We start from the raw sequence: 11,148 nt of genomic DNA, 5'->3' as shown, positions 1-11,148 counted from the left end.
AGCCCTTAAGGCCAAGCTGTAATTAGCTGTCGACGTCCATAGCTCCGGGAAGAGCAAAACAAGGTGCGCTTGGCGCGTCTTGACCATGTCGCAGGACGTCGCTCACCAAAGGCGCAGAACGATCATGAGGTCGTCAGCGCGAGAGCGCAGAAGAAATGTTCGCTGCTTCACCGCGCAATCCCGAAACGGCGATCGGCGAGGACTGCGAAATCCTCTTGCCGATTTGCAGTGTGGCTTGCTCTCGCGTCGTGGTGGCTCGCTCTAAGTACAGCTGGCCCCAGACCAAGGCTATCGCGGTGAAGAAAAGGACCAGCATCGCGGTCGCGAGTTGAGCGTGATCGTTCATGCCCATCAAAGGGAGTTCGCAATGCTTCGTTCCTATTGAAACGCCTGCGAATTTTAACGTAGTTAAGCTGCTCTCACCTGCCGGCTCGCGACAGGAATTGGAGTAACCTTAACAGCACGCGAGCCGCTCCTCGAGCCAATGGATCGGAACGTTGAGCAACGCGGACGGATTGGTTCTTCGTTGCTTGACTAGGAGGAGAACTACCCAATGAAGAAGCTCATTATCTGCGGCGCGTTTGCTGCTCTTGCCTTTGGCACTCAGGTAGCGAAGGCAGAAGGGTTCTACATCGTGCGTGATGCAACCACCAAGAAGTGCACGATCGTCGACACCAAGCCCACGACGACGACCACGACCGTTGTCGGGGACACGACGTTCAAGACCCGGACTGAAGCCGAAGGTGCAGTCAAGACCACGAAGGTTTGTACCGAGCAGTGATCTTGCTGCAGTACCACCCGCAGTCACTTGTTGAGGAGTAAGACCGATGCCTGTTCTTTTGCTGTGGGCAGTTCCCGCCGTTATCGTCGTCGGTGGCGCCGGCTATTGGCTCATTCATATGCATTAAGAGAGTTGGAGGAGTGGTCGCCCAAGAGGACGGCCGCTCCTCCGGTTTCCGAAGTACGACGAAAGCTTCGATCGCCGCGATCCCCGTCGCCGCCTTTCGGGCCCACGCTCCCCTGAAGGTCGACTTTCCTCGAAGCTTTCAAGCACGCAGCGACGCCTTAATCACTCGAATACGAGATCATCCGCCCACGCTGACGAGCGATAGGGCCGCGCGTTAGAGAGCTCGCGGTCGATCACGGCCCGCACGGCCGGGGCAGTTACGATCTCGGTACGCTTCATCAGGTCTCTAAGCTCGAAACGTCCTTCAATGCTGATGGTTTTGAGCGAAGCGATGATGTCAGTCACCGTGCTGCCATGCCCAAACGGCAGGAGTAATCTCTCGTACTCCACCTCGCGACCTTCGTCGTCCTTCAGGTGAGAGACGGTGTATACTGGCCGCCGCCGCTCGATGCATAGGTGATAAACTGGCATCACAGACGCCGCCAACCGGGGGCCAACGTACTCATCTAGTCGGCGGCCTTTACCAATCGCGCCATAAGCACTCGACATACGAGTTCCCTCGCTCCGTATCGTTACCACGGGCGGCGTGCAGGACCCTTCGACAGAATAATAAACGAGATCGTCGGCTTCTTCCTTGAGGCGACCGGGTTCGTACTCGGAAACGGCGGGAAGGTCGTCCTCATTGTGCAAGTACAGACGCAGCCATGTGTTCAGGAGATCACGCTGCCGGATCGCTGCTACAACAGCGGGTGTTACACTCTGAAATTCCATTGCTTGCGGACCCGAACGGCTGCCGAGCCTAAGCCTACTTCAGTCTCGCTAACGGTCCGTTAAGTCCTAGAGCCGCCTTCCGCGGGCGGGCCGACGCCCTCGTCGGTAGCGGCGTCAGATCGGAGAGTGAACCGCTGCACGCCTGCCGAACGGCAGAATCGCGCGAACTTGATGATCGGCGGCGAAGACGACTTCCTGCTCGCAGTCGAGGTCAGCAATCACGCTCTCGATAGCAACGATTGCCTGCTGGAGTTCCGCGAGTAACCTCAATTCAACGCCATCGACCAGATCGATCCGATTTTGAAGTGAGACGACCATTTCTCGACGACGTTCCTTCAGCTGCACAAGAGGTAAGCCATGATCCAACGGATAGTGCATCTTGTCCCTTTCTAATTTTGCTGTTCACCCTCAAACTATCGAAGCGCTCCTGAAGTGCCGTTGCAAGATCCCGTCAAATTTGACGTTTCAGACCTGGAGAACTGTGGGCGAAACAAACCATCAATCATAGGAGTGCTTAGGTTTGGCTCTCAAAGTATTCGAGAACAAGGGTTCACAGATTCCGGAGATTTGCGATGGAAGACAGGGTTAAGGTTCGGTGTCCCGCTTGCAGACAAGTCTTTCGTGAGAAGGTCGGCAAAGTGCGGGAAGGCTCGCAGATTAACTGCCAGCATTGCAACAAGCTACTGACGTTCAGCCGAGAGAGCGAAGACCCATTCATGCGTCGCGCCCTGAAGGCCGCAAAAGAGATACGGACCGCAATTCAGGAAGGCGTAGTTCAGAAGGCTTATGGCAGATCGGAGGGAGCCGCGGAGCCACAAGTCAAGGTCGTAGATCGGTGGTAAAAGCTGTAGGGAGCGCCTCCTAAGAAACCTCAGGATCCGGTCCGAGCATTGTGTCGCGTCGTCAATTTTAGAATCAAGGAGTCTAGACGGTCCGTTTGGCACTCTTGATAGCCGAATCTTCGCCAAGGGACACGAAGGAAAAAGTATCAGTTCCCAGGAGCAGGCTGACTTGTAAGCCAAGTGAACGTGAACGCCATCGGGCATCGAAAGTGCATGATTGAACCTTGGTTCGTTGCGGCAGCGGACATCAAGCTTCTCAAGGCTCGTTCACAATCTCGTACGCTCGTCGCTAAGTTGACGAAGCTGATGAAGTGGAGCGAAAGGATCTTTAAGACAGAATGCATTGGCGCTCAGCCTCGGTCTGGGACACCAGCGATAAGCGGCAACGAGTGTACGCCGTCGCTCGGCAATCTTGGGAGCTGTCGTTAAGCGGCCGAAGGAGCAACTGGCTCAACGGCGCTCGCCGATCACTAGACCGAGAACGAAAGCGGCAAAGACTGTTGCCAACGGTGCTTCGCGAAAACGCCTCTTGCAATGGCTTGCAACTTATCCCATCGCGCCTCGGGAACTGGGCCGGCTTCTTAACAGAAGTGGACGCGGTCAACCCGCTTGGAGATCCGTTCTAAGACGCGGCGCATGTTGGTGGCCGAAGCATCAACCTCACCGAAGAACCGAACTCCCCCTCCCCGCCTGCGTCCGCACTCGCGACGGCATTTCTCAGCTTGGCCACATCGATTCCGACGAATGCTTCCCTATAATTTGCCACGGCTCGTCCTAGGATCGGCTCGGTCCGCCCGAGCAACCCTCGGACGCGCAGTGTAGGGCGAGCCACCTCATCGGCAGACCCGGACATACGGCCTTACACTGGAGGTGGATCCGGTCGAGTTCTTCCGGCGCCCCAGCCAACCGGCCTCCCGCAAGAGGCCGAATAGGCCTCCGTTCCCCTGCCGAGCCTGGTGGTCCATCCAGTCTGTTTCTTATTGGACTTGTCTGGGATGTTGGCCTCGCGTGTCCACCGTCCCGTCCCGGAAAACTCGGGCAATAAAGGAGGCAGCTTAATCACTAAGTGCCGACCGTGTGGTCGCGATGTGCCTGAAAGCGGACGCGCTATGCTCACTTTGAGTTCGTGTCGAGTTTGACCCTAGCGAACTCTCGGCCACCCAAACAACCAGCGGGCTGTTTTGTCGGTGAAGATGGTGCTCCAGCCATCAGTTCTGGATGAGCTTGACGGTTGAAATCGGCCATTCGCCGTCGTGCCCAGCGATTGAAATGCGAAGACCGTGCACTTCGTCGAGATAGACATGATCAATCGTTCCAGCTTTGCCGTCAGTCATGACGACAGTCTTCCCGATCAACTCGTCCTCGGCAGCGTGCAGCTCCCGGAGGATGCTAACGGCTCTTTCCTCACCAGTGCTCGACGTGGTCATGCGCGTAACAATGACATAAGGGTCACGAAGCCGACGTGCTCGGAAACGGACGTGCGAGCTGGTATCGTATGACAATGAGCCAAGCCCAGAGCTTCGCAAACCAATTAAGCTTCAGCAGCTTTGGCTTCACTGCCGCGAACAGTCGTTCCACAATGAGTAGGCTGGCGGCATACGCTGCGATGATCATGGCTGTGCCGGTGATCCAGTGGCCCTCGCTCGCTACCGCTACAGCTATTAGCTTCAAAGGCTCAACCAGACAGACCGGCACGGCTAGCAGCGTGAGTGACTGATACGGACCGAGTTTGTCGATGGCTTGTCGCAAGATAGTCACTGGTCTCGGCCTCCTTCTGGCCTAAGCGAATAGAACTTTTGGGTGCGCAGATGAGTTCCAGTGACGATTCGGATCGGTAAGAAGTGGCTGGGCCGATCGCTCCGCATCCGTGCTTAAGAACGCGAATGGATTGCCGGCTTGAAGCACTCTATTGACCCGAAGGCGAAGACGACGCGGACGAGAGGGAGCCGATCCTGCTCCTGCGGCGCAAACAAATCCCACGAAGACATTGTCGCGTTCGAGAGGGAGATCTTCCGTCTGCTCTGATTGTCCGCAGCCGGGGTAGAGCGCCTCCACGGCCATCTCGTATGTCGAATTTAGTTCCGCCTGGACCGGTGAAATATTCGCACTTTTAGGACTGGGCAGCTCAGTTCCCACGAACTACAACGGGATTGGACAAGTTCTGGAACCGGGGCATGACTGAAGGAATATCCAAGTCTCTTACTGGTATTGACGGCTTCGATGAGTTGACACTAGGTGGCCTTCCCTCCGGGCGCCCGACCTTGGTTTGCGGTTCGGCGGGCTGCGGCAAGACGCTTTTTGCCTCGACATTTCTCTTCAATGGCGCGCGGCAACACGACGAGCCGGGCGTCTTTGTGACCTTCGAGGAGCGACCGGTCGATATCGTCGCGAACGTCGACTCGCTCGGTTTTGACCTGCAGAGCCTAATCGACCAATCCAAGATCGTTATCGAGCACATTGCAATCGACCCGTCAGAAGTCGCCGAGATCGGCGATTACGATCTCGAAGCCCTCTTTCTGCGCCTTGAATTTGCTGTGGACCAGATCGGCGCAAAGCGCATCGTGCTCGATACGATTGAGAGCCTGTTCTCGGCTTTCTCAAACCCGGCCATCTTGCGCGCCGAAATCCGCCGCTTGTTCGACTGGCTCAAGCAGAAAGGTCTGACGGCCGTTATCACTGGTGAACGTGGGGACGGTAGCCTGACCAGGCAAGGTCTGGAAGAATACGTCTCCGACTGTGTGATCCTGCTCGATCACCGCGTCGAGAAGCAGATCTCGACGCGGCGCTTGCGCATCGTCAAATATCGCGGCACGGCACACGGTACAAACGAATATCCGTTCCTGATCGACGAGGATGGCTTCTCGGTCCTGCCGGTCTCCTCCCTCGGCCTCGGCCACCAGGTGTTCGACGAGCGCATCTCAACCGGCGTGCCCGACCTAGACGCCATGCTGACCGGCGGCGGCTTCTACCGCGGCAGCAGCATCCTACTCACCGGCGTCGCCGGCTCCGGCAAAAGCTCGCTCGCCTGCATGATGGCTGACGCTGCCTGCAAGCGCGGCGAGCACGCGCTCTATCTCTCCTTCGAGGAGTCCGAGGCGCAGACCGTCCGCAACATGAGGTCGATCGGCACCAATCTCGACAAATGGCTGAAGAACGGGCAGATGCGCTATATCGCGACGCGACCGACATTCTACTCGCTCGAAATGCACCTTGCGATCATGTTGCGCGAGGTCGGAAAGTTCAAACCACAGCTTGTCGTGCTCGATCCGATCTCCGCCTTCACCGGTTCCGCAGAGATCAGCGAGGTACAGGCGATGCTGCTGCGCATCGTCGATTTTCTCAAGTCCAATGGTATCACGGCCGTGTTCACCCACCTGGCACATGTCCAGCAGGCCGAGACCGATGCCGGGTTGTCGTCTTTAATGGATGGCTGGATCCTGCTGCTCAACCGAGAGGCGAACGGCGAGTTCAACCGCGAACTTTACCTGCTGAAAGCACGAGGCATCTCGCATTCTAATCAGGTGCGCGAGTTCGTCATGTCGAACGACGGCATCCATCTGCTTGAACCCTATCTCGGCGAAGGCGGCGCGTTGACCGGGTCGGCGCGGCGTAACGAGGAGGCTCGCGCGCGACGGGCCGAAGTCGGTCGGCTGGCCGAGGTCGCGCGGGTCCAGGACCAGATCGGCCAGCGACGACGACGCGCGCTCGCCCAGATCGAGGCGCTCAGGGCCGATATCGATGCCGACGAGTCCGAGCTCAAACGAATGACGAAGGCTGAAGACGTTTATCTCAGACAGAGCCGGGAAGACGCGGCAGAAATAGCACGCGGGCGGGGACTGGACCTCCCTGGCAAGACGAAACAGGGCTAAGTCATGACCGCATCAAGCAAAGATCCCGTCAAGCTCGTCCTCTATGTCGCAGGCGAGACACCCAAGTCGCTCGCCGCGATCCGCAACCTCGAAAAGATCTGCTCGGAGCACCTTGCTGGCAAGTACAGGGTTGAGGTCGTTGATCTCAAGAAGCAGCCGCAGCTCGCTCGCGAACACGGAATCGTAGCGATCCCGACCCTGGTTAAAGAGCTTCCAGTCCCCATCCGCAAGATTATCGGGGACCTTTCCGACACTCAGAAGGTTCTAGTTCACCTGTCCGTTGAGGAATAATGACGGTGGTATCGCTCGTATCTGCGTTGACCCGGGACGAACTCGAGGCTCGGCTTTACGAAGCCGAGGAGACGCTCCGGGCCATACGCGAGGGCGAAATCGACGCCGTCGTCATCAAGGGGGGGACTACCGAACAGGTCTTCACTCTTGAAGGCGACGGGCAGTCCTACCGCACCTTCATGGAGGCGATGGACATCGGCGCCGCCGCTTTCGATGCCGAGGGACAATTGCTCTATGCCAACCAGGCGCTGTGCGTGTTGCTAGACCGTCTCGCCGGCGCATTGTCGGGACAAGCACTGCTCGGCATGCTCGACGCCGTCAATCAGACCATGTTCCGCCGCCTTCTCACGCAAGCGCTGAAGGAGCGGCAATCATCTGAAATCCACGTTCGCGTCGGCGACAGCGATCGCAGCTTTCTTCTCACTGGAGCCCCGATCGATTTTGGCATTGTGAGCGGCGTCGCGATTACCTTTACGGATATTAGCGAGCGTGAACAAATCGCTGCAGCCAAGGAATCGGAGCGGTTGGCGCGGTCGGTTCTCGCTTCCGCCAACGAGGCCGTCATCGTCTGCGACCGCGCTGGCCGGGTGACGCACATTAATGCTGCCGCCGAGCGGATCTGCGCCGAGGCTCCGATCGGAAGGCCATTCGGGGAGGCGATCGAGCTGAGTTTTGCCGATGCATCCGAGTTGATGTCGGGTGCCGATATCGTGGCAATGGCGGCGAGCGGCACGCCCGTGCAGGGCCTCGAAGCCGCCGTGAAGACGTCGACAGCCGACGTCACAGACGTCATGATCAGCGCCGCGCCGCTCGTCGTCACCGGCGATCGGACGCAAGGCTGCGTGGTGACGTTGATCGACCTCTCGCAACGCAAAGCCGCCGAGCGCCGCCAGGCCCTTCTGATGGGTGAGCTCGACCACCGCGTTAAAAATACGCTCGCGATGGTGCTGGCGATTTCCGCGCGTACCGCATCCCACGAACGCACGATCGAGGACTTTCAGAAATCCTTCTCGGGCCGCATCCAGGCGCTGGCGGCCACCCACACACTGCTATCCAATGCCTCCTGGGAAAACCTGCAGATCAAAGATGTGCTTCGGGTCGAGCTTGCGCCGTATGCGACGCTATCCGGCGGACGCATCACGATGGAAGGATTGGACATTTCCATCGATTCCAAGACAGCCGTCTCCCTGGGGCTGGTGTTCCACGAATTGACGACTAACGCGGTGAAATACGGCGCGCTTTCGAGCCGATCCGGCAAGCTGTCAGTGCGGCGGATCGGCCTGCTCGACGACGGTGCTTTGCAGATCGAATGGGAGGAGCGCGACGGCCCGTTGGTGACGCCGCCGACCTCATCCGGCTTTGGCCAGACCCTCATCTCCCGCAGCCTCGGCAGTGGACCGAGCGGAGGGACAAAGCTCGAATACCGGCACAGCGGAGTAGTCTGCCAGATCGTAATCCCGAAGTACGGCCATTTCCATTCGCATTAGCTTTATGTGGTTCAACGTGCGTTTCTAGTGGTCTCGCCGAGCCGGCTGCAAATCGTCTCGCATCGAATCTTTTCGTTGTCTGTGAGATCACGCGTCCCTGTCTCCGGGAACGCCAGAGGAGAAGTACGACCAAACAATCTCAATCGCGTACCTCCGTTGGCTAATTTTGAGTAATTGCTGCAATGCTGCAATCAAAGACCTCTCGCGTTGGGTATGATTTGGATGCATTCTTCCCGTCATCGTTTCCGCGACGGGTCAACTTTTCCGACAGTGAGGGCATATGGCCGATTGGATGTCCGGAACAGCCGACTGGACCGGACAATTCAACTTTCTGAACGGTGGCGGCACCGTCGGGGCGCTTATGCGCGCTCACGACTGGTCGAATTCACCACTTGGTCACCCGGAAAATTGGCCGCAGTCTTTGCGGTCAGTCGTCGGTCTTTTACTCAATTCCAAGTTTCCAATGTTCGTCGCATGGGGCGAACAGCTTGGATTTCTCTACAACGACGCGTACGCGGAAATCCTCGGTGCCAAGCACCCGCGCGCACTTGGCGCTCGTTTCTTCGACATTTGGTCAGAAATCTGGCCTGACATTTCGCCGTTAATCGACGCCGCCATGGCGGGTGAGGCGACCTACCGTGAGGACCTGCCCCTCACAATGAACAGGCACGGCCACAACGAGGACACTTGGTTTACCTTTTCTTACTCGCCGGTTCGCGATGAGAGAGGTCACGTCGCCGGGATGTTCTGTGCCGTCGCCGAGACGACGAGCCAGGTCCTGGCAGCGCGTCGGCGCGATGCACTTTTGCAACTCGACGAGCGCCTGCGCAACGTTGCGGACACCGCAGACATCTCGTTTACAGCGTCTGAGCTGTTGGGCAAGGCGTTAGGGGCTTCGCGAGTCGGGTATGGCACGATTGATCATGAAGCCGGAACTACTTTGGTTGAAAGGAACTGGTTCGCCCCTGGATACGATAATCTTGCCGGCCTTCATCAATTTTCAGATTATGGCTCGTATATCGACGATCTACGGCAGGGCCGCGTGGTTACGAACACAGATGTTCAGAAGGATCCGCGCACCGCCGCGAATGCAGATGCATTTCGAGCGCTTGGAATCAGAGCGCATCTCGATTTACCCATTATGGAGAATGGCCGCATCGTCGGCCAAATGTTTATTCATTCGCCGGTACCGCGCGTTTGGAGCGTCGAGGAAGTTACTCTCGTTCGCGACTTTGCAGAGCGCACGCACGCCGCGATAGCCAGGCGCGCAGCAGAGCATGAGCTAAGACTGAGCGAGGGCCGCTTGCGGCAGTTGAACGAAACACTGGCAGCTCAGGTTGCGGCCCGTTCGGCAGAGCGCGACCGCCTCTGGAATCTCTCTCAGGACATGCTCGCGCGCGCCGACTACGCCGGCATGATGTCTGCGGTGAGCCCTGCTTGGACGCAAATACTGGGATGGAGAGAAGCGGAGCTCCTTGCACGTGGCTACTCGACTTTCATGCATCCAGATGACCGGCAATCTACGCTGGCCGCGATTGCTCGGATGGCTAAGACGCGTCAGCCGAGCCGGTTCGAAAATCGTATCGCAACCGTGCAAGGCGGCTGGAAGCATATTGAGTGGACTGTCGCGCCGGAGGCAGACGGTGAAAACTTCATCGCAGTTGGTCGCGATCTCAGCGTCACTAAATCCCGCGAAGCTGAACTCGAAGTTGCCCGAGAAGCATTACGTCAAAGCCAGAAGATGGAGGCGATGGGGCAGCTCACCGGAGGCGTTGCCCACGATTTTAATAATCTGCTTACGCCGATCGTCGGCGCGCTCGATATGCTGCAGCGCCGCGAGGTAGGTGGTGATCGTGAAAAGCGCCTGATCGCCGGTGCCGCGCAATCGGCGGAGCGAGCGAAGGTGCTTGTCCAGCGGCTGCTCGCCTTTGCTCGGCGTCAGCCGCTCCAACCGGTTGCGGTTGACGTCTCCAAGCTGGTTGAGAACATGGCTGAGCTCATGTCGAGCACGACGGGGCCACAGATCAAAGTCGTAGTCGACGTAAAAGATAACCTGCCGCCGGCCAAGGCGGACCAGAACCAGCTGGAAATGGCTCTTCTAAATCTGGCAGTGAATGCTCGCGACGCTATGCCGAATGGAGGCACGCTGCGGATAGCCGCGTCAGCAGATACTCAGTTGGAGGCAGACCGGAAGGTACCGCCCGGCGAATACGTTCGAATTTCCGTGGCTGACACTGGGGTCGGAATGGACGAGGCAACGCTCGCTCGAGCGGTCGAACCGTTCTTCTCTACCAAGGGCCTAGGGAAGGGCACTGGCTTGGGCCTCAGCATGGTCCACGGTCTAGCTTCCCAGCTCGGCGGTGCATTGATAGTCAATAGCAAGCTGGGCCTCGGTACCAACATCGAGCTGTGGCTGCCTCAAACCGAATCTGTGCCAAAAGTACGTAGTATCGCGCGCGATGCCCACTCAGTACGAGGCCGTGGCACGGCATTGCTAGTGGATGATGAGGAGTTCGTTCGCTTAAGCACCTCGGATATGCTCGTCGATCTTGGCTATCGCGTCATCGAGGTGACATCGGCCGAGCAGGCACTCGAAGTGGTGAGAGATAAAACTCCCATCGACTTGATCGTGACGGATCATCTCATGTCTGGCATGAGCGGCGCTGAGTTGGCGCGCACAATTCGCGCGACCTCTCCTGACACTCCGGTCTTGATCATTTCAGGTTATTCAGAAGTGGAAGGAATCGAATCGGACCTGCCTAGGTTGACGAAGCCATTTCGAAGAGACGAACTGATGACCTGCCTTGCAGCTCTGACACCAATTGCGACCAGCAAAAGCAGCAAATAGCTTCCAGCACGCAAACACTTTTTCGAGAACTAGCTTCGCTCGCGCAAGTGCCGGCATGCGCATGCCGGGCTCTTATACCGCTCGGCTACAGCCGTGGCACTAATGACGCGCGGTGGGATGGCTCACGAGACTA

General features: G+C 57.9%; 10 protein-coding genes. 5 read left to right on the top strand and 5 right to left on the bottom strand.

All coding sequences use genetic code 11. From position 1 onward, the window contains the following. Positions 1 to 133: 133 nt before the first annotated feature. On the bottom strand, positions 134 to 352 hold the full coding sequence (locus ACVW16_RS00510) for a hypothetical protein (RefSeq protein WP_456705398.1): 219 nt from the start codon (positions 350 to 352) through the stop codon (positions 134 to 136). Positions 353 to 553: 201 nt separating this feature from the next. Here ACVW16_RS00510 and ACVW16_RS00505 point away from each other — a divergent pair, with 201 nt between their 5' ends. Further along, a complete protein-coding gene (locus ACVW16_RS00505; protein ID WP_456705399.1) occupies positions 554 to 781 on the top strand; it encodes a hypothetical protein in 228 nt (75 codons plus the stop codon). 288 nt (positions 782 to 1,069) lie between these two features. On the opposite strand, the gene ACVW16_RS00500 is transcribed toward ACVW16_RS00505, so the two are convergent. The 4 genes from ACVW16_RS00500 to ACVW16_RS00485 all read right to left on the bottom strand — a co-directional run bounded on the left by ACVW16_RS00500 (position 1,070) and on the right by ACVW16_RS00485 (position 4,278). Beyond that, positions 1,070 to 1,678, bottom strand: a complete 609-nt coding sequence (locus tag ACVW16_RS00500) for a hypothetical protein (protein WP_456705400.1) — start codon at positions 1,676 to 1,678, stop codon at positions 1,070 to 1,072. A gap of 114 nt (positions 1,679 to 1,792) precedes the next feature. Then, positions 1,793 to 2,056 (bottom strand): hypothetical protein, encoded by a 264-nt coding sequence (locus tag ACVW16_RS00495; protein ID WP_456705401.1) that lies wholly within the window; start codon positions 2,054 to 2,056, stop codon positions 1,793 to 1,795. Between the two features lie 1,672 nt (positions 2,057 to 3,728). Next, positions 3,729 to 3,947: a PRC-barrel domain containing protein gene (locus ACVW16_RS00490; protein WP_456705402.1), complete on the bottom strand. Its 219-nt coding sequence runs from the start codon at positions 3,945 to 3,947 to the stop codon at positions 3,729 to 3,731. Between the two features lie 22 nt (positions 3,948 to 3,969). Further along, positions 3,970 to 4,278: a hypothetical protein gene (locus ACVW16_RS00485; protein WP_456705403.1), complete on the bottom strand. Its 309-nt coding sequence runs from the start codon at positions 4,276 to 4,278 to the stop codon at positions 3,970 to 3,972. 416 nt (positions 4,279 to 4,694) lie between these two features. Here ACVW16_RS00485 and kaiC point away from each other — a divergent pair, with 416 nt between their 5' ends. From kaiC to ACVW16_RS00465, 4 genes are all read left to right on the top strand, one after another. Beyond that, positions 4,695 to 6,389 (top strand): circadian clock protein KaiC, encoded by a 1,695-nt coding sequence (kaiC, locus tag ACVW16_RS00480; protein WP_456705404.1) that lies wholly within the window; start codon positions 4,695 to 4,697, stop codon positions 6,387 to 6,389. Between the two features lie 3 nt (positions 6,390 to 6,392). Beyond that, positions 6,393 to 6,680 (top strand): circadian clock KaiB family protein, encoded by a 288-nt coding sequence (locus ACVW16_RS00475; protein WP_456705405.1) that lies wholly within the window; start codon positions 6,393 to 6,395, stop codon positions 6,678 to 6,680. Then, positions 6,680 to 8,167 (top strand): sensor histidine kinase, encoded by a 1,488-nt coding sequence (locus ACVW16_RS00470; protein ID WP_456739134.1) that lies wholly within the window; start codon positions 6,680 to 6,682, stop codon positions 8,165 to 8,167. Before ACVW16_RS00475 ends, ACVW16_RS00470 begins: the two co-directional genes overlap by 1 nt. Before the next feature lie 280 nt (positions 8,168 to 8,447). Further along, positions 8,448 to 11,015 (top strand): PAS domain-containing protein, encoded by a 2,568-nt coding sequence (locus tag ACVW16_RS00465; protein ID WP_456802174.1) that lies wholly within the window; start codon positions 8,448 to 8,450, stop codon positions 11,013 to 11,015. Positions 11,016 to 11,148 lie beyond the last annotated feature (133 nt).

The organism is Bradyrhizobium sp. USDA 4474 (assembly GCF_054057515.1).
This window is presented reverse-complemented; position numbering and strand designations above follow the sequence as displayed.

Bases quoted from the DNA above. Each gene is read 5' to 3' on its own strand.
- ACVW16_RS00500 (WP_456705400.1), bottom strand. From the start codon at position 1,678: ATGGAATTTCAGAGTGTAACACCCGCTGTTGTAGCAGCGATCCGGCAG.
- ACVW16_RS00490 (WP_456705402.1), bottom strand. From the start codon at position 3,947: ATGACCACGTCGAGCACTGGTGAGGAAAGAGCCGTTAGCATCCTCCGG.
- ACVW16_RS00475 (WP_456705405.1), top strand. From the start codon at position 6,393: ATGACCGCATCAAGCAAAGATCCCGTCAAGCTCGTCCTCTATGTCGCA.
- kaiC (WP_456705404.1), top strand. From the start codon at position 4,695: ATGACTGAAGGAATATCCAAGTCTCTTACTGGTATTGACGGCTTCGAT.
- ACVW16_RS00510 (WP_456705398.1), bottom strand. From the start codon at position 352: ATGGGCATGAACGATCACGCTCAACTCGCGACCGCGATGCTGGTCCTT.
- ACVW16_RS00495 (WP_456705401.1), bottom strand. From the start codon at position 2,056: ATGCACTATCCGTTGGATCATGGCTTACCTCTTGTGCAGCTGAAGGAA.
- ACVW16_RS00505 (WP_456705399.1), top strand. From the start codon at position 554: ATGAAGAAGCTCATTATCTGCGGCGCGTTTGCTGCTCTTGCCTTTGGC.
- ACVW16_RS00470 (WP_456739134.1), top strand. From the start codon at position 6,680: ATGACGGTGGTATCGCTCGTATCTGCGTTGACCCGGGACGAACTCGAG.
- ACVW16_RS00465 (WP_456802174.1), top strand. From the start codon at position 8,448: ATGGCCGATTGGATGTCCGGAACAGCCGACTGGACCGGACAATTCAAC.